Origin of the sequence: Blautia sp. AM23-13AC, assembly GCF_003435675.1 — a bacterium.
In the GTDB taxonomy this organism is placed as follows: Bacteria; Bacillota; Clostridia; order Lachnospirales; family Lachnospiraceae; genus Fusicatenibacter; species Fusicatenibacter saccharivorans.
In genome coordinates this window covers 221,503-240,546 of the sequence record NZ_QTUL01000001.1, presented here as the reverse complement: position 1 = coordinate 240,546, position 19,044 = coordinate 221,503, and the positions used below count along the sequence as shown (strand labels likewise).

The following is a 19,044-nucleotide window of genomic DNA, read 5'->3' as shown; positions in this document are numbered from 1 at the left end:
GCAATCCGTTGTGAAAGTCTACAGGCTTTTCCCGGAAACGCAAAACAGGGTGTACGGAAGAAAAAAAATATGGTACGCTATAGGACGAAGCGAAAGTGATTTCGTGAAAAACTTTTAGAAAGTAGTGGGAATAGATGGAGGAAAATCATATGCGAAATCTGTTAGTAGCGCAGTCTGGCGGCCCGACCGCGGCAATCAATGCAACGGTGGCAGGAGTTGTCTCCTGCGCAGTGCTGTCTGGAAAAGTAGATCATATTTATGGTGCAGTAAATGGAATTGAAGGCGTGCTTGCAGAAAAATTTCTTGATCTTGGAAAAAAACTGGATTCAGCAGAAAAAATCTCTCTTCTGATGCAGACCCCCGCAGCAGCGCTTGGCTCCTGTCGTTATAAACTGGGCGATCCGGAAGAAAACAAGGAGGATTTTGAAGAAATACTTCAAATTTTTCGCAGACATGAGATCCGTTATTTTATTTATATCGGCGGAAATGATTCGATGGATACCGTAGACAAGATGTCAAAGTACTGCAAAGAAAACGGTGTGGACGATGTGTTTGTTGTCGGGGCGCCAAAGACGATTGACAATGATCTTGTCGAAACGGATCACTGCCCGGGCTTTGGATCTGCGGCAAAATATCTGGCAGCAACCTTTGCAGAGCTGGAGAGAGACTGCCATGTATATGAAAAGAAGGCTGTGACCATCGTGGAGGTCATGGGAAGAAACGCAGGATGGCTGACGGCAGCGTCTGCACTGTCCCGTGTCAACGGCGGAGAAGGGCCGAGCCTGATCTATCTTTGCGAGCCGGTCTTTGACACCGAACAGTTTTTAAAGGATGTGCAGGAAAAACTGGAACAGAAGGACAGTGTTCTGGTTGCAATCAGCGAGGGCATCCATGACAGCGAGGGCCGCTATGTTTCTGAGCAGGTGCAGAGCGATACACAGGATCAGTTTGGGCACAGCTACATTGCAGGTTCTGCAAAAGTACTCGAAGAGCTGGTGCGTGACCGTATCGGCTGTAAGGTAAGATCGATTGAACTGAACCTGATGCAGCGGTGCGCGGCTCATCTTGCGAGTGCGACCGATCTTGAGGAGTCCCGTATGCTCGGCATGAAAGCCTGCCAGTGTGCACTGGAAAAACAGGGAGGACAGATGGCATCGATCCGAAGAATCTCCGCGGATCCTTACCGCGTGGAGTATACCTCCGTTCCGGTATCGGAAGTGGCAAATAAAGAAAAGAAAGTGCCGCTTTCCTGGATTACAGAAGATGGTCATGATGTGACCGAGGAGATGATGGCGTATCTTCGTCCGCTGATTCTTGGCGAACCGGCGATGCAGTATGAGAATGGAATTCCGGTTCACATTGAACTATATTAAACCGAAGGAAAAACGTGTAAGAAAAGCCGCCGCCGGGCGGCTTTTTTGTACGATGCGGAAAGAAAACAGGACTTTTTGAAAAAGGAAAGGCCGGGAAAAATCAAGTTTGACCTTCTATTTATAATAGGAAAAATCTGAAATTTTTCTGTCTATTTTCTGTCAAAAAGGTGAGAAAAAGTATTGAAAAAAAACGAAAAAACAGATATGATAGACTTGTATAAAATTTGTTTAAAATTTTATAATGAAAATAGAAAGATGGAGGTTTGAAGAATGAGTAACACAGCACAAAGTTTAGCGAGCACAAGAATCGCCTCTTTGCTGGATGAAAACAGCTTTGTGGAAATCGGCGGACAGGTTACTGCCAGAAGCACAGATTTCAACATGGCCGGCATGGAGACACCATCCGATGGTGTAATTACTGGTTACGGTGTGATCAACGGCAGCCTGGTATACGTATACAGCCAGGATGCGTCTGTGATGGGCGGTACCATCGGCGAAATGCATGCAAAAAAAATCGCGAGACTGTATGAGTTTGCACAGAAAACAGGTGCTCCGGTCATCGGACTGGTAGACTGTGCCGGTATGCGTCTGCAGGAGGCAACTGATGCTCTGAACGGTTTCGGCGAAATCTATATGGCGCAGGCAATGGCATCCGGCGTGATTCCACAGATCACAGCAGTATTTGGTACCTGCGGCGGCGGTATGGCACTCATCCCGGCTATGACAGACTTCACGTTCATGGAGTCTAAAAACGGAAAACTTTTCGTAAACTCCCCGAACGCACTGGACGGAAACCACGTATCCAAATGTGATACCGCATCCGCAGATTTCCAGGGCGAAGAAGCAGGTCTTGTTGACTTTGCTGGAACCGAGGAAGAAATCCTCGGACAGATCAGAAACCTGGTATCTATGCTTCCGGCAAACAACGAGGACGAAGCATACACCGAGTGCGAGGATGATCTGAACCGTGCATGTGCAGACCTTGCAAACTGCGCAGGCGATACCGGAATCCTTCTTTCCCAGCTCAGCGACAACGGCATCTATTTTGAGACCAAAGCCGCTTACGGAAAAGATGTTGTAACCGCATTCATCCAGTTAAACGGAGCAACCGTAGGAGCAGTTGCAAACCGCTCTGAAATCTACGGCGAGGACGGAACCGTAAAAGAAAAAATGGATGGAACCTTAAGCGCAAGAGGAGCCAAAAAAGCAGCAGATTTCGTAAACTTCTGCGATGCTTTCTGCATCCCGGTACTTACCATCACAAACGTAACCGGATTCAAGGCAACCAAATGCTCTGAGAGAACCATGGCTAAGAACGCAGCAGCCCTGACCGCAGCTTTCGCAAACGCAACCGTTCCGAAAGTAAACGTTGTTGTCGGCAAAGCATACGGAAGCGCATACGTTGTCATGAACAGCAAATCCATCGGAGCAGACATGGTATTTGCATGGCCGAACGCAGAAATCGGAATGATGGATGCAAAATCTGCGGCAAAGATCATGTACGAAGGATCTGACGCTGCTACCATCAACGAGAAAGCAGCTGAATATGCAACCCTTCAGAACAATGTAACTTCCGCAGCCAGAAGAGGCTATGTGGACACCATCATCGAGCCGGAAGACACCAGAAAATATGTTATCGGCGCATTCGAGATGCTGTATACCAAGAGAGAAGACAGACCGGACAGAAAACACGGAACAGTCTAAGGAAGGTGGCATACGATGAGAAAGAACTGGAAAAAATTAGTAAGTCTCGTCCTTACCGCAGCCTGCACCATGGTTGTGACCGTAGCTCCTGTTTTTGCGGATGCGGCATCTACACCGGCTTATTCACCGGTTGAGGCATCTACGGTAGATTCTCTGCTCTCCTCCAGTGTTCAGTGGGTAGGACAGAGCCTGATGACCTACAGCGATGACGATCTTGCCAATATGGAAGCTTCCGACCAGCAGTTCTATGCAAGAGCAGCTGAGGCATGGGAAGAGGCAAAGGCTGACCTCGGAGAGGTAAAAAGCCTGGAAGACGGTACTCTCGAAGTAGACGGAGATTTTGTAACCTGCACAATTCCGGGTGAATTTGAAAAAAATCCTGGTATTGTCCGCGTATTCTGGAACATCAGCACCGGAACACCAGTTCCGACCGACCTCACCATCACCGTTGAGGAGTCAAAGGGCGTTCTGATCGGCCAGGCCGGCATGAACACCATCATCGGAATCGGTACCGTATTTGTTATGCTGATTTTCCTGATTTTCGTTATTTCTTCGTTTGATTACATTTTGGGAGACAAGAAGAAGAAAAAAGCACCGGCAGCACCTGTACAGGAAGCACCGAAGGCTGTCGCAGCACCGGTTGTTGAAGAGACAGCACCGCAAGCAGACGATATGGAGCTGCAGGCTGTTATTACAGCTGCAATCGCCATGTATGAAGAAGATATGGCTTCTGCATCCGGAGATGCTTATGTTGCACGTCCGATCCGCAGAAAAGGCAAAAGAGCTTAAGGAGGAAATTTTCAATGAAAAACTACACCATTACCGTAAACGGAAATGTATATAACGTAACTGTAGAAGAAGGAACCACAGCAGGCGCAGCTCCAGTTGTCAGCGCAGCAAAAGCAGCTCCGGCACCAAAAGCAGCACCGGCAGCACCGAAAGCAGCAGCTCCGGCAGGCGCAGCAGGCAGCGTAGAGGTTACTGCTTCTGTACCTGGTAAAATCTGCAAAATCGAAGCAGCAGCAGGCACCGCTGTAAAAGCAGGAGATGCTGTTCTTGTACTGGAAGCCATGAAGATGGAAATCCCGGTTGTAGCACCGCAGGATGGCACAGTAGCAACCATCAATGTAGCAGTAGGCGATGCAGTAGAATCCGGTGACGTTCTTGCAACCATGAACTAATGCCCGTTGTAAGAAAAAACCGGAGGTGAAAAAATGATTACTGAAACTTTAAACAACCTGCTTCACCAGACGGCGTTTTTTAATCTGGACTGGGGCAATTACGTTATGATCGCAGTGGCTTGCTTCTTCTTGTATCTTGCGATTAAGCATGAATTTGAGCCGTTGCTTCTTGTACCGATCGCATTCGGTATGCTGCTTGTAAACATTTACCCGGACATCATGGCTGAGCCTTATACCGACGTACAGGGTCTTGAGCATGCGGGCGGTCTGTTCTACTATTTCTTTACTCTGGACGAGTGGAGTATCCTTCCGTCCCTGATCTTCATGGGTGTAGGTGCGATGACAGACTTCGGTCCGCTGATTGCAAACCCGATCAGCTTTATCATGGGTGCAGCAGCACAGCTTGGTATCTATCTGGCATACTTCTTCGCTATTTTCATGGGATTCAATGGAAGAGAGGCAGCTGCTATCTCCATCATCGGCGGTGCCGACGGCCCGACTTCTATTTTCCTTCTGAATAAACTCGGACAGCAGCATCTGATGGGACCGATCGCCGTAGCAGCATATTCCTATATGTCACTGGTGCCGATCATCCAGCCGCCGGTCATGAAGCTTCTGACTACAGAGAAAGAGCGTAAAATCAAAATGGAGCAGCTTCGTTCCGTATCCAAACTCGAGAAGATCCTGTTCCCGATTGTTATCACCATCGTTGTCTGCATGATCCTTCCATCTACCGCTCCGCTGGTAGGTATGCTGATGCTTGGTAACCTGTTCCGTGAGTGCGGCGTTGTAAAACAGCTCCAGGAGACAGCTTCCAATGCCATGATGTACATTGTAGTTATCCTTCTTGGTACTTCCGTTGGTGCATCCACAAGTGCTGAGGCATTCTTAAATGTCAGCACCTTAAAGATCGTTGCCCTGGGTCTGATCGCATTCGTATTCGGTACCGCAGGCGGTGTCCTGTTAGGAAAGGTACTGTGCAAGGCAACCCACGGAAGAATCAACCCGCTGATCGGTTCTGCAGGTGTATCTGCGGTACCTATGGCAGCCCGTGTATCCCAGAAAGTCGGTGCGGAGGCAGATCCGACGAACTTCCTGCTGATGCATGCAATGGGACCGAATGTAGCCGGTGTTATCGGTACAGCCGTAGCGGCCGGTACCTTCATGGCGATCTTTGGTGTATAACTTCTTGAGACAAACACAAGTGAAAAACACTTCATTTAGGAGGATAGAAATGGCAGTAGAAAAGAAACCTGTCAAGATTATGGAAACTGTTCTGCGTGATGCACATCAGTCCCTGATCGCGACGAGAATGACAACAGAACAGATGCTTCCGATCATCGATAAAATGGATAAAGTCGGATATCACGCAGTAGAGTGCTGGGGAGGTGCAACTTTCGATGCTTCCTTACGTTTTCTGCATGAAGATCCATGGATGAGACTGAGAAAACTCCGTGACGGATTCAAAAATACAAAACTGCAGATGCTGTTCCGTGGACAGAATATCCTGGGATATCGTCCGTACGCAGACGACGTAGTAGAGTATTTCGTACAGAAATCCATTGCAAACGGAATCGACATCATCCGTATTTTTGACTGTATGAACGATCTGCGCAACCTGCAGACCGCTGTCAGCGCAGCAAACAAAGAAAAAGGCCACGCACAGGTAGCACTTTCCTATACTTTAGGAGATGCTTACACCCTGGATTACTGGACCACCATGGCAAAGAGAATCGAAGAGATGGGTGCAGATTCCATCTGTATTAAAGATATGGCAGGCCTGCTCGTTCCGTACAAGGCAACTGAGCTGGTAACCGCGCTGAAAGAAGCAACCGATCTTCCGATTCAGCTGCACACCCACTATACTTCCGGTGTTGCATCCATGACGTACCTGAAAGCAGTAGAGGCTGGTGTTGATATCATCGATACCGCAATGTCTCCATTCGCTATGGGTACTTCACAGCCGGCAACTGAGGTTATGGTTGAAACCTTCAAAGGCACTCCATACGATACTGGTCTGGATCAGAACAAACTGGCTGAGATCGCAGATTACTTCCGTCCGATGAGAGACGAAGCGCTCGATACAGGCCTCTTAAATCCGAAGAACCTTGGCGTAAATATCAAGACTCTTCTGTATCAGGTACCGGGCGGTATGCTCTCCAACCTGACAAGCCAGTTAAAAGAGCAGCACGCAGAGGACAAATACTACGATGTACTCGAAGAAGTACCGCGCGTAAGAAAAGACCTCGGCGAGTGCCCGCTGGTTACTCCGTCTTCCCAGATCGTTGGTACCCAGGCTGTATTCAATGTCCTGATGGGCGAGCGTTACAAGATGGTAACGAAAGAGACAAAAGACGTTCTTGCCGGAAAATACGGTGCAACTGTAAAACCGTTCAATCCGGAAGTACAGAAGAAATGCATCGGCGATACCGAGCCGATCACCTGCCGCTACGCAGACCTGCTTGAGCCGGAGCTTCCGAAACTGGAGAAAGAGATCGAGCAGTGGAAACAGCAGGATGAGGATGTATTAACCTACGCTCTGTTCCCGCAGGTAGCTGTAGACTTCTTCAAATATCGTGAAGCGCAGCAGACAAAAGTAGATCCGGCAGCCGCTGACAAAAAAGACGGCGCATATCCGGTCTAAATAAAATCTGAGTAAAAAAATCAGCCGGTGTTCTGTGTTCCCCGTAAAAAGGGAATGCAGAACACCGGCTTTCCTTTTCAGCTTTTCAGCCATTGCGTCAGTAATTTATTCGTGTTATAATTCAAAAGATCGAGGTGTGTCCGAAAAAGAATCAGGATGCCCCCAAAAGAAAAAATGTGGATGCCGAACGGCATTTGCAGATCGGAAAAACAAATCAGGAAGAAAATAACATGAAAAAAGAAAAAGAACAGTCTTCTTCAGAAGAGCAGAAGGCAGCGAACGAGAATCTCCTCATTCGTCTGAATCAAAATTACGGAAAGTTGAGCAAAGGACAGAAGAGGCTGGCAGATTTTATTACGGCACATTATGACCAGGCCGTATCGATGACGGCAGCGCGCCTGGGACAGCAGGTCGGCGTCAGCGAATCGACAACGGTTCGCTTTGCGATGCAGCTTGGCTACGCGGGATATCCGGAGTTCCAGCGCGCACTGGAGGAGATGGTGATGAATCGTCTGAATTCAGTGCAGCGGATGCAGTTTACGTATGGCCGCGTGCCGCAGGGAGAAATTCTGGAGACCGTCCTGCAGTCGGATATTGAAAAAATCAAGATGACGCTGGAAGAAGTGGACCGGAGCGCCTTTGAGCGCGCTGCGGATACGATTCTTTCTGCGCGGACAATTTACATTGTCGGCATTCGGAGCTGCGCGCCGCTTGCGAGCTTTCTGGCGTTCTATTTCCATATGATTTTCCCGGATGTGCGCCAGGTACAGACAAACAGTTCCAGCGAGATTTTCGAGCAGATGATCCGCATCACGGAGGATGATGTGGTGATCGGCATCAGCTTCCCGCGGTATTCGATGCGTACGATGAAGGCACTGGAATTTGCGAACAGCCGCAAAGCGAAGGTGATTACGATCACAGACAGTGTGCATTCACCGATGAATGTTTATGCAGCCTGTACGCTGATTGCCAAGAGCGATATGGCATCGATCGTTGATTCTCTGGTGGCCCCTTTGAGTGTAATCAATGCGCTTGTCGTGGCGCTCTGCATGAAACGCCAGGCGGATGTGAAAAAGACACTTGAGAGCATGGAAAAACTGTGGGATGAGTACCAGGTTTACAGCAACGATGAAATCAACGGGCTGGACGATGCACGTCCCATGGGCGGAAAAAAGGCAGCTCTGCCGGTAAAGGAGAAAGCATGAGAAAAGCAGCAGTAATCGGCGGAGGCGCCGCCGGAATGATGACCGCCGTGCTTGCCGCCGGCGAAAAGACAGAGATTCATCTCTATGAAAAAAATGAAAAGCTGGGAAAGAAGCTGTTTATCACAGGAAAGGGCCGCTGCAATGTGACAAACGACTGCCCGACAGAAGAGTTCTTCACGAATGTGGTGACAAACCCGAAATTTCTGTACAGCTCCGCCTACAGCTTTGACAGCGCCCAGGTGCAGGAGTTTTTCGAAGCGGCAGGTGTCCGCTTAAAAGTGGAGCGCGGAAACCGTGTCTTCCCGGAGTCAGATCACTCCTCGGATATTATCCGCGCGCTGGAGACGGAACTGAAACGGAAAAATGTGCAGGTGCATAAGAATACAAAAGTAAAAGAGCTTCTTTTCGAAGGAGACCGCGTGAAAGGAATCCGCCTGGAAAACGGGAAAGAGCTTTTTTACAATGATGTCGTTGTCGCAACCGGCGGTATGTCGTACCAGACGACGGGGTCGGATGGAGACGGCTACCGTTTCGCAGAAAAGGCAGGACTTGCCGTCACTCCGCTCCGCCCGGCGCTGGTGCCGCTGGAAACAGAGGAAGCGTACATCCGTGAGCTGCAGGGACTCTCCCTGAAAAATGTGACGATGACGATTAAAAACGGCAAAAAGACGCTGTTCGATGGATTCGGCGAGATGCTGTTTACACATTTCGGAATTTCCGGCCCGCTGGGGCTTTCTGCGAGCTCCTACATCGGAAAAGCACTGGAACAGCAGCCGCTGAAAGGATATCTGAACCTGAAGCCGGCACTCACGGAAGAACAGCTGGATGCGCGGATCCTGCGTGAATTTGAGGAAAACCGGAACAAACAGTTCCGCAACGTGATCAACAGTCTGTTCCCGGCGAAACTGCTTCCGGTGATGCTCTCTCTTGGCGGGATCGACCCGTACAAACAGGTCAATGCCGTATCGAAAGCGGAGCGTCAGCACTTTGAAGAGCTGATCACGCATTTCCCGTTTACAGTAACCGGAACACGGGGTTTCCGTGAAGCAATTATCACACAGGGTGGTGTTTCCGTGAAAGAGATCCGTCCGGGCACGATGGAGGCAAAGAAAAAAGAAGGTCTGTACTTCGTAGGAGAAGTGCTCGATCTCGATGCACTGACCGGCGGCTTCAATCTGCAGATTGCCTGGGCAAGTGCCCACGCTGCAGCCGAAGAGATCCGGGCAAAGGAAGAACAGGAATAAAATATGGATCACAGATTTTAGAATTTTCAGGAGGAAGAGAGAAGATGAGATTTAATCTTGCAATTGACGGACCGGCAGGCGCTGGCAAAAGTACAATCGCAAAACGTGTGGCAAAGGAGCTTTCGTTTGTCTACGTTGATACAGGAGCAATGTACCGTGCCATGGGCATCTATTTTTCAGATCTTGGCATTGCACCGGAAGAGCAGGAAAAAATTGAGGCAGCCTGCAAAGATGTGAAAATTTCCATTTCCTACGAAAACGGAGAGCAGCAGGTTTATTTAAACGGCGTCAATGTCACCGGAAGACTGCGCACCGAGGAGGCTGGAAAGATGGCATCCGCGACAAGCGCCTATCTGGAAGTACGGAAAAAACTCGTGGAGCTGCAGCAGGAGATGGCGGAGAATACGGATCTTGTGATGGACGGCCGCGATATCGGAACTGCCGTTCTGCCGAACGCACCGTTGAAAGTCTATCTGACAGCAAGTGCCCATGTCCGCGCACTGCGCCGCTGGAAAGAGCTGACCGAAAAGGGACAGACAGCCGATCTTGCGAAAATCGAGGAAGATATCAATGAGCGTGATTATCAGGACATGCACAGAGAGCATTCCCCGCTGGTACAGGCAGAAGACGCCGTACTCGTTGACAGCTCTGAAATGACGATCGATGAGGTTGTGGAAAAGATCTTAAGCCTTGCCCGCGAGCGCATGTAAACGCGGCAGAGAAAAGAGGAGAAGAAAAACAGATGGAAGTAACTGTTGCAAAAAGTGCAGGCTTCTGCTTCGGCGTCAAACGGGCGGTCGATACGGTATACCGTGAAATTGAGAGCGGTGAAAAGCCGGTCTACACCTTCGGGCCGATTATTCACAACGAACAGGTTGTGGAGGATCTCGAAAACCGCGGCGTGCAGGTGATCCATTCGGAAGATGAACTAGAGGGGCTTTCCGGCGGAACCGTTGTGATCAGGTCGCATGGCGTGTCGCGGGATGTCTGTGAAAAGATCGAAGCGCGCGGCATGAAGATTGTAGATGCGACGTGCCCGTTTGTCAAGAAGATCCACCGGATTGTGGACGAGGAGGGCAGAAAAGGCCGCCACGTCGTCATCATCGGAAGCGCGGATCATCCGGAGGTACAGGGCATCATGGGATGGGCGAGCGGTCCGGTTACCGTGATGCATACCGCCGAAGAAGCGGAAAGTTTTGTGCCCGAAAATGGAAAACCAATATCTATTGTGGCACAGACGACATTTAATTACAACAAATTTAAAGATTTAGTTGAAATTTTTTTGAAAAAGAGTTATGATAGTACTGTTTTAAAGACTATCTGCAACGCTACCGAGGAAAGACAGACGGAAGCGAGAGCAATTGCCAGGAAGGTTGATGCCATGTTTGTCGTGGGAGGCAGACATAGTTCAAACACGCAAAAGCTGTATGAGATATGTAAAGAAGAATGTAAAAATACTTACTTTATAGAGACACTCGTTGATTTGGAATCTAAGCCTTTTCAATCATTTGGTCGCGTAGGTATTACAGCTGGGGCATCCACCCCGAATAAAATAATTGAGGAGGTTCAAAAAATGTCAGAAATGAGTTTTGAACAAATGCTGGATGAATCATTTAAAACAATCAGAAACGGAGAAGTCGTTGAGGGTACTGTAATCGATGTCAAAGACGATCAGATTATCCTGAATATCGGATACAAAGCCGATGGTATTCTTACCAAAAACGAATATTCCAACGATTCTTCCATCGATCTTCACACCGTTGCACAGCCAGGTGACAAAATGGAAGTCAAAGTTCTGAAAGTAAATGATGGAGAGGGACAGGTCCTTCTTACTTACAAGAGACTTGCTGCTGAAAAAGGCAACAAGAGACTCGAGGAAGCATTCGAGAATCATGAAGTTCTGAAAGCAAAAGTAACACAGGTACTGAACGGAGGATTATCCGTAGTTGTTGAGGAGACCAGAGTATTCATTCCGGCCAGCCTTGTATCTGATGTATATGAAAAAGATCTGTCTAAATATGCAGATCAGGAAATTGAATTCGTTATTACCGAGTTCAACCCGAGAAGAAGACGCATCATCGGTGACCGCAAACAGCTCATCGTTGCTGAGAAGAAGAAACTGCAGGAAGAACTGTTCGCACGCATCGCAGTTGGCGATGTTGTAGAGGGAACTGTTAAGAATGTTACCGATTTCGGCGCATTCATCGATCTGGGCGGAGCTGACGGACTGCTTCACATCTCTGAGATGTCCTGGGGCCGCGTAGAGAACCCGAAAAAAGTATTCAAAGTTGGTGAGACTGTAAAAGTTCTGATCAAAGACATCAACGGCGACAAGATCGCTCTTTCCTTAAAATTCCCGGAAGAGAATCCGTGGCTGAACGCTGCTGATAAATACGCTGTAGGCAATGTAGTAGAAGGCTGTGTTGCCCGTATGACTGACTTTGGTGCATTCGTTGAGCTTGAGCCGGGCGTAGATGCTCTGCTTCATGTTTCCCAGATTTCCAGAGAGCATGTTGAGAAACCGTCTGATGCACTGAAAATCGGACAGGAAATCACTGCAAAAGTAGTTGATTTCAACGAGGAAGACAAAAAAATCTCTCTGAGCATGAAAGCTCTGGAAAACGAAGAGCCAGTAGAAGAGTAAGAATAATTTAACTTGCAGGTGCTGCAGTTGGATGATTAGAATGCCGTAGACAACCGGGTTTCCTGAACAGACAGGAAACCTGTTGCCTGCGGTATTTTCTTATCATCCTGTTTTTAGCACCAGAAAAGAAAAAGGGGATGAAAGTTTATGTGGGAGATGAAGATTCTGGGTGTGGATCTGTACCACGTTCTAGCATGGTTCTGGCTGTACAGCTTCTGCGGATGGATCTGGGAGAGTTCCTATGTATCGATCCGGCAGAAAAAACTGGTCAACCGTGGTTTTGTCAATGGTCCGCTGCTGACACTGTACGGCACCGGCGCTGTTATGGTATACTTGATCCTGCGCCCGTTTGAAGCGAACGTCTGGGCACTGTATTTCGGAGGTGTCATTGTAGCGACGGTTCTGGAATATGTAACCGGCGTGCTGATGGAGACCATTTTTCATGCGCACTGGTGGGACTACAGCAATCAGAAGTTTAATTTTCAGGGAAAGATCTGCCTCAGCAGTTCGATTGCCTGGGGATTCTTTACACTGGGGCTGTTTTATATTCTGCAGCCGATTGCCGTGAAAGTAGTGAATCTTGTTTCGGATACTACAGGAGAGATCATTGTTTCCGTTGTTACCGTCTGCTATCTGGTAGATTTTGGATTTTCCGCAGCCGCAGCATTCCAGCTGGGACAGAAGATGCGCAGTCTGGAGAAAACGTGGGGAGAATTTCTGGAATATCTGCAGAAATCCCGCTTTAACCAGCTTGCCGAGGAGATGAATGCGAAAGTACAGCAGTATCGTGCAGAGTACTCCAGAGATAAGATGAAAGAATATCTGGCCGAGAAGCGCCGGACACTGTTTGAGGCAATGGAGCAGATGCAGAAGCTGGAGAAGGAGCGGAAAGAAGCCGAGGGAAGAAGAAATCCGCTTTCCGAGTCGAAGAACCGCCTGATGGAGTTCGGAGCAGAGCAGAAGGAGCGCCTGACCGAGTTTGGAGCAGAGCAGAAGGAACGGTTTGTGGCGCTTGGATTTGATGTGCGCAGCGATAAGATGCCGGATCTTAAAGGGTTGCTGGAGCGCTTTGACCAGATGACAAAACCGCAGCTTCCGACCAACTGGCTGATGCGCCTGACAACGAAACGTTATCTGCGCGCCTATCCGCATCTGCAGGGAACGCATCATGCTTCTCTGAAAAAGGAAGAAAAAAAGGTAGAAGAGAAAGAAGAGAAAAAATAAAGGACTGCTTGGAAAGGACAGTCCCGGAAAAACGGCCGTGCATGCAAAAACGTGTACGGCTGTTTTATTTTCTGGTTTTGCTATCGTATTTGAAAAAGAGCTGAAGCTCGGAACAGAGATACTCTTTCAGGAGATTTTCCTGCGAAAGAAAGGCATCGGACCACTCAAAATAGTAAGGGCGGCTTTTGAAATCCTCGCGGAAGGCCGGGGTGAAAAACTCTTTCTGCTGCGGAAGAAATGTACCGGTCCGCCGCTGATAGCAGTTGGCAGCCTTTGCTTTCTGACGGTGTTCCGGATCGACAAACGCGCCAACGCTCTTGTGAACAGCCTGATCCTCCAGCGGAAGATAATAGTAATTCTTATAGTCCGGGAAGAAATATTTCAGCTCCGCCGTATGCGTCTGCAGGGAGAGAGAAACCCGTGAACCAAAGGCTGTAAGAGAACCATCCGCGCAGACACGGGAGAGGAAAACCGGAACTTCCCGCTCGGGCTGCAGTGAAACTTCCAGTGTCTGTCCGGTAAAACGACACGACTGGACAGAAAAATCGCCGTGAAACAGGGCAGGAAGCGAGAGCAGTTCCAGAACAGAACCCATGCCGAGGACATCCTCATAATTGTGAAGGAAAAGCAGTTCCAGTTTCTTTTTATCCAGTGTCTGAAGATAGTCGTGGTAAACAGAAATCAACTGTTTTCCGTTAAGTTGATCCTTCCGTGGGAATGAGAGATACTGTTCCACATTTTTCTGTTTCATTGAAGAAAGTCCCAGGATTGACTGAAACGGGCGGAGTGCCTGATAAAGATCCAGGGATGCGATTGACGAAAGCGGATCTTCCATCTGATAAAACAGTGCTTTGTGTGTGAGGTAAGGAAGATCAAATGTCGTTCCATTAAAATGCACCAGCTGCTTCACGTCGGAAAGAAACGTGAAAAAAGAGACAAGCATCTCTTTTTCTTCGGTCGGTCGATCAAGAAACCACTGGCGCAGTGTGAAAGCATCCGCGGCCGGGTCAAAGAACAGCGCACCAATCAGATAGAGATGCGAGGTACGCCAGGAAAGGCCGGTCGTCTCAATATCGAAAAAGACATCGCCGTTTCTCAGATACATCTGAAGATTGGCAGAGAGAGCAGCGGGGGTAGAATCTATGATCTGCATAAGGTTTTTTGTCTCCTTTGAAAAACTTTTTTGAATCTAAAGATATTATAAGACGAAAAAATCTGACATGCAAGAAAGACAGCGACTAATCGTTGCGTGATGAGAAAAGTTCTGCTATAATAGAATGTGCGTTCGCTTTCGAAAAAAGAAAACGGCGCTTTGGAGGAAAAACATGATTGCATTTATCAAAGGAACTGTAGATTCTCTTTCGGAAGGAAAAATGATTCTCGAAAGCCATGGAATCGGCTATGAGCTGAATATTCCAGCGAGTATGTTCGACGCAGGCATCCGGGAGGGAGAAGAGTTAAAGATATATACCCATATGAGTGTGCGGGAAGACGGAATTTCCCTATTCGGCTTTCTGTCCCGTGAAGATCTTGAAATATACCGTATGCTGATCGGCGTAAGCGGCATCGGACCAAAAGCGGCGCTTGCGGTGCTGTCCACGCTTACTGCAGACAATCTGCGCTTTGCCGTCCTCTCGGAAGATGTCCAGGCGATTGCCAAAACACCGGGCATCGGAAAGAAGACCGCGCAGAAGCTGATTCTGGAATTAAAAGACAAATTCGACCTGCAGGAAGCGTTCGAGCAGAAGCTGGCAGGAAATCAGGCGGCTGCGGCGGTACGGCAGACAGGCGAACCGGATGCCTTCCAGGATGCGGTACAGGCGCTGACTGCGCTTGGCTACTCCGGAACGGAAGCACTGCAGGCAGTAAAGAAAGTCGAAATCACCGAAGGCATGGACAGCGAGGCTGTGCTGAAAGCGGCATTGAAGCATATGTTTTAGCAGATGGTCCTAAATTGTGGAAGAAGGAAACCTTATAACGATGGAAAGAAGAATTATCACAACTGACGTTCTCGAGGAGGACGTGAAAATCGAAGGTTCGCTCCGTCCCCAGCACCTGGACGACTACATCGGACAGGAAAAGACGAAAAAGAACCTGAAAGTATATATTGAAGCAGCAAAACAGCGAAGTGATGTTCTCGATCATGTGCTGTTTTACGGCCCTCCGGGACTTGGAAAAACAACGCTGGCGGGCATCATTGCAAATGAGATGGGAACCCATATGAAGGTAACGAGCGGCCCGGCGATCGAAAAACCGGGTGAGATGGCAGCGATCCTCAACAATCTGCAGGAGGGCGACGTCCTGTTTGTTGATGAGATCCACCGCCTGAACCGCCAGGTCGAGGAGGTTCTTTACCCAGCGATGGAGGATTTTGCGATTGATATCATGATCGGAAAAGGCTCTTCGGCGCGCTCGATCCGCCTGGATCTGCCGAAGTTTACGCTGGTCGGCGCAACAACGCGTGCAGGTCTTTTGACTGCCCCGCTCCGCGACCGGTTCGGTGTCATCCACCATCTGGAATTTTACACGGAGGAAGAATTGGCCAACATTATCCTGCACTCCTCAAAAGTACTGAATGTGGAGGTGGACCCGCAGGGAGCGCTTGAGATGGCGCGCCGTTCCAGGGGAACACCGCGTCTGGCAAACCGGATTTTAAAGCGTGTCCGCGACTTTGCCCAGGTGAAATACGATGGAAGAATCACAAAAGAGGTCGCATCATTTGCTCTCGATCTGCTGGAAGTAGACCGTTACGGACTGGATCAGACTGACCGGCTGCTTCTTACCACCATTATGGAAAAGTTCCAGGGCGGTCCGGTGGGACTCGATACCCTGGCAGCATCGATTGGAGAAGATGCCGGCACCATCGAAGATGTCTACGAGCCGTTCCTGATCAAATCCGGATTTATCAACCGCACTCCGCGCGGAAGAGTGGCAACGGAATTTGCCTGGCACCACCTGGGGCTGGAGGCACCGCGTAAGATCGAAGAGTAAAAGCCCTGAATCTTTCATTTTCTGTCGCTTTTTGCAGAAAAAGGTTGTTTTTCTTCCATTTTCGGTATATGATAGGTTATATTAGCCGGAAGTTTGGTCCGGTTAAATTCAGTGGAGGAAAAGCAAAAGAATGGCTGTAAAAAATACAACACAGGTTTTAATAGATGGAAAAATTATCACACTGGGAGGCTATGAGAGCCCGGAATATCTGCAGAAAGTAGCTGCTTATCTGAATCAGAAGATCAGCGAACTTTCCCAGTCAGCCGGATACAACCGCCTGTCGGTGGATACGAAGCACACACTGCTTGCACTGAACATTGCAGACGACTATTTCAAAGCAAAAAGCCAGGTAGATACCCTCGAAGAGGATATGGAAGCCAAAGACCGGGAAACCTACGATATGAAGCACGATCTGATCGCAGCGGAAATCCAGGCCGGCGATCTGAAAAAAGAGCTGGAAGAGAAACGAATCGAGCTGGAACATGTGCGCGGCGAGATGGAAGAACTGCAGCGGCAGCTTGATAAGGCAAATAAGGATCTGGAAGATTTATTAAAAGCGTAAAAGAAGGAAAAACGGGGGATTGCGGAACAGGTAATCGCCCGTTTTTAGGAGATAAAGATGAAGACAGAATTATTAGCACCAGCCGGTTCGATGGAAGCGTTAAAAGCGGCGGTTTCCGCCGGTGCGGATGCCGTCTATCTCGGCGGAGCCGCATTCGGCGCAAGAGCGTATGCAAAAAATCTGGATGAGCAGGAGATTCTCTCAGCCATCGATTACGTCCATCTGCGGAACCGGAAACTGTATCTGACGGTCAACACCCTCTTAAAAGAGGAGGAACTGGAAGAGAAACTGTATCCGTATCTGCGTCCGTACTATGAGCAGGGACTGGATGCCGTGATTGTCCAGGATATGGGCGTTTTAAAGGCGGTCCGCTCCTGGTTCCCGGATCTCGACATTCATGCGAGCACACAGATGACAGTGACAGGATCTGCGGGAGCGCGTTTCCTGGAAAGCCTTGGCGCGACGCGTGTGGTACCAGCCCGTGAGCTTTCGTTTGCGGAGATCCAGAAAATCCACCGGACGACCAACCTTGAAATTGAATGCTTCGTCCACGGGGCGCTCTGCTACTGCTATTCGGGACAGTGCCTTTTTTCCAGCCTGATCGGCGGGAGAAGCGGAAACCGCGGAAGATGCGCGCAGCCGTGCCGTCTGCCGTACGAAGCGTACGATAAAGACAACCACCGCATGGGGGAGCCGGGCGACCGCTATCCGTTAAGCCCGAAGGATATGTGTACGGTAGAACTGCTGCCGGAGATTGTAAAATCCGGGATTATGTCCCTCAAAATCGAAGGCAGAATGAAAAAGCCGGAGTATACAGCGGGCGTTGTCAGCATTTACCGCAAATACCTCGATCTGTACGAAAAAAAGCCGTCCCGTTTCCACGTTCTGCCGGAGGACATGAAAAAGCTGTATGAGCTGTATAACCGTGACGGTTTCAACAAAAGCTATTATACCGTAAGAAACGGACGCGATATGATGGCGCTGAAGAACGAAAAAGAGCAGGAAAATAAAAAGAAACAGCGCAGAAATGAGCAGCTCTTTTATGAGATCCAGAGAGATTATATCGAGACTGAGGCAAAAGAGCCGATTTCCGGCTTTCTGACCCTGTATCCGGGCCAGCCGGCGTTCTTAAGTGCAGAAAGCGGAAAATACAGCGTAACAGCAGAGGCGGGCATGGTAGAACCGGCAAAGAAGCAGCCGCTGACAGAGGAACGCGTAAAAACACAGCTGGAAAAGACAGGCGAGACACCATTCTATTTCAAAGAACTCGATGTCTGTATGGATGACAACTGTTTCGTGCCGATGCAGACGTTAAACGAGCTGCGGAGAGGCGTTTCGGACCAGCTGGTGAAAGAGATGACAGAGCCATACCGCAGAAAAGCAGCGGAAAAGCCGGAACAGGAAGCAAAAGCATCTGGAAAACCGGACCAGGAGAACAGGGCAGAAAAGAAAATGGAGCTGACCGCATCTGCCGAGACGAGAGCCCAGTGGAATGCGCTGCTCGAGATTCCGGAGATCACGACGATCTACGCCGGCATGGGATGCTTCAAACGGGAAATCTTCGAAGAACAGGCGGAAAAAGGAATCCTGCAGGCGAAAGAACTGGGAAAACAGGTTTATCTGATGCTGCCGCACGTTGTGCGTGAAGGCGATCTGAAGGAATACCGCGACACGTTCCGCTGTCTGAAGGAGATCGGTCTTGGCGGTTTCCTGATCCGCAATCTCGAAAGCTTTTCATTTTTGAAAGAGATGGGAATGGAAAAGGATATCCGGCTCGATTACAGCGTTTACACGTACAACAGCCGTGCGCAGGCATTCTGGCAGGAGCAGGGCGTGCAGCGTGATACCGTTCCGTATGAGCTGAACGAGCGGGAAATCGGAAAACGTGACAATACGAACAGCGAAATGGTGGTCTACGGCTACCTTCCGATGATGGTTTCCGCCCAGTGTGTCCAGAAGAACCTGAACGGCTGCAATCACAGTTATTCTCTGGTACGCTTAAAAGACCGGATGGGAAAATACTTCCCGGTGAAGAGTTACTGCACCTCGTGCTACAGTGTGATCTACAACAGCCTTCCGCTCGGCCTGGTAAAAGAAGCCGATGAGATCCGGTCCATGCATCCGGCTGCGGTGCGGCTGAATTTTACCATCGAGACACTGGAGGAGACAAAAGAAATCGCCGCTGCGTTTGCTGGAACGTACTGTAAAGGAATCGCAGTTCCGGCCGAACAGGAATATACCAAAGGCCATTTCCGCCGGAAAGTAGAGTAAA

Annotated in this window: 16 protein-coding genes; 15 read left to right on the top strand and 1 reads right to left on the bottom strand. The window is 49.1% G+C overall.

Going from position 1 to position 19,044, the window contains the following annotated elements; all coding sequences use genetic code 11:
* Positions 1–149 precede the first annotated feature (149 nt).
* The 11 genes from DW642_RS01100 (at position 150) to DW642_RS01050 (ending at position 13,219) form a co-directional block, all read left to right on the top strand.
* On the top strand, positions 150–1,373 hold the full coding sequence (locus DW642_RS01100; protein WP_117509006.1) for a 6-phosphofructokinase: 1,224 nt from the start codon (positions 150–152) through the stop codon (positions 1,371–1,373).
* A gap of 270 nt (positions 1,374–1,643) precedes the next feature.
* A complete protein-coding gene (locus DW642_RS01095; RefSeq protein WP_022462330.1) occupies positions 1,644–3,077 on the top strand; it encodes an acyl-CoA carboxylase subunit beta in 1,434 nt (477 codons plus the stop codon).
* Positions 3,078–3,092: 15 nt separating this feature from the next.
* Positions 3,093–3,866 carry an OadG family protein gene (locus DW642_RS01090; RefSeq protein ID WP_117509005.1) on the top strand — a complete coding sequence of 258 codons (774 nt, stop codon included), beginning with the start codon at positions 3,093–3,095 and terminating at the stop codon, positions 3,864–3,866.
* 14 nt (positions 3,867–3,880) lie between these two features.
* Positions 3,881–4,258: a biotin/lipoyl-containing protein gene (locus tag DW642_RS01085; RefSeq protein ID WP_117509004.1), complete on the top strand. Its 378-nt coding sequence runs from the start codon at positions 3,881–3,883 to the stop codon at positions 4,256–4,258.
* A 33-nt stretch (positions 4,259–4,291) separates the two neighbouring features.
* Positions 4,292–5,443, top strand: a complete 1,152-nt coding sequence (locus DW642_RS01080; protein ID WP_022462333.1) for a sodium ion-translocating decarboxylase subunit beta — start codon at positions 4,292–4,294, stop codon at positions 5,441–5,443.
* A gap of 49 nt (positions 5,444–5,492) precedes the next feature.
* Entirely contained in the window at positions 5,493–6,902 is a 1,410-nt protein-coding gene (locus tag DW642_RS01075; RefSeq protein ID WP_022462334.1) for an oxaloacetate decarboxylase subunit alpha, read from the top strand.
* 230 nt (positions 6,903–7,132) lie between these two features.
* Positions 7,133–8,107 (top strand): MurR/RpiR family transcriptional regulator, encoded by a 975-nt coding sequence (locus tag DW642_RS01070; protein ID WP_117509159.1) that lies wholly within the window; start codon positions 7,133–7,135, stop codon positions 8,105–8,107.
* Complete coding sequence (locus DW642_RS01065) at positions 8,104–9,351, top strand: NAD(P)/FAD-dependent oxidoreductase (RefSeq protein WP_117509003.1); 1,248 nt, start codon at positions 8,104–8,106, stop codon at positions 9,349–9,351. Before DW642_RS01070 ends, DW642_RS01065 begins: the two co-directional genes overlap by 4 nt.
* A gap of 44 nt (positions 9,352–9,395) precedes the next feature.
* Positions 9,396–10,061, top strand: a complete 666-nt coding sequence (gene cmk / locus DW642_RS01060) for a (d)CMP kinase (RefSeq protein ID WP_022462337.1) — start codon at positions 9,396–9,398, stop codon at positions 10,059–10,061.
* Between the two features lie 32 nt (positions 10,062–10,093).
* Positions 10,094–11,995: a bifunctional 4-hydroxy-3-methylbut-2-enyl diphosphate reductase/30S ribosomal protein S1 gene (locus tag DW642_RS01055; protein WP_117509002.1), complete on the top strand. Its 1,902-nt coding sequence runs from the start codon at positions 10,094–10,096 to the stop codon at positions 11,993–11,995.
* 147 nt (positions 11,996–12,142) lie between these two features.
* A complete protein-coding gene (locus DW642_RS01050; protein ID WP_117509001.1) occupies positions 12,143–13,219 on the top strand; it encodes a putative ABC transporter permease in 1,077 nt (358 codons plus the stop codon).
* Between the two features lie 64 nt (positions 13,220–13,283).
* On the opposite strand, the gene DW642_RS01045 is transcribed toward DW642_RS01050, so the two are convergent.
* Entirely contained in the window at positions 13,284–14,372 is a 1,089-nt protein-coding gene (locus DW642_RS01045) for a ribonuclease H-like domain-containing protein (protein ID WP_117509000.1), read from the bottom strand.
* Between the two features lie 172 nt (positions 14,373–14,544).
* Here DW642_RS01045 and ruvA point away from each other — a divergent pair, with 172 nt between their 5' ends.
* The 4 genes from ruvA (at position 14,545) to DW642_RS01025 (ending at position 19,043) form a co-directional block, all read left to right on the top strand.
* The gene (gene ruvA / locus DW642_RS01040) at positions 14,545–15,159 is read left to right on the top strand and encodes a Holliday junction branch migration protein RuvA (RefSeq protein ID WP_117508999.1); all 615 of its coding nucleotides are present in this window, start codon (positions 14,545–14,547) and stop codon (positions 15,157–15,159) included.
* Positions 15,160–15,199: 40 nt separating this feature from the next.
* Positions 15,200–16,210 carry a Holliday junction branch migration DNA helicase RuvB gene (ruvB, locus tag DW642_RS01035; protein ID WP_022461905.1) on the top strand — a complete coding sequence of 337 codons (1,011 nt, stop codon included), beginning with the start codon at positions 15,200–15,202 and terminating at the stop codon, positions 16,208–16,210.
* Positions 16,211–16,340: 130 nt separating this feature from the next.
* The gene (zapA, locus tag DW642_RS01030) at positions 16,341–16,772 is read left to right on the top strand and encodes a cell division protein ZapA (RefSeq protein WP_055226374.1); all 432 of its coding nucleotides are present in this window, start codon (positions 16,341–16,343) and stop codon (positions 16,770–16,772) included.
* 57 nt (positions 16,773–16,829) lie between these two features.
* Entirely contained in the window at positions 16,830–19,043 is a 2,214-nt protein-coding gene (locus DW642_RS01025; RefSeq protein ID WP_117508998.1) for a U32 family peptidase, read from the top strand.
* Position 19,044: the final 1 nt, after the last annotated feature.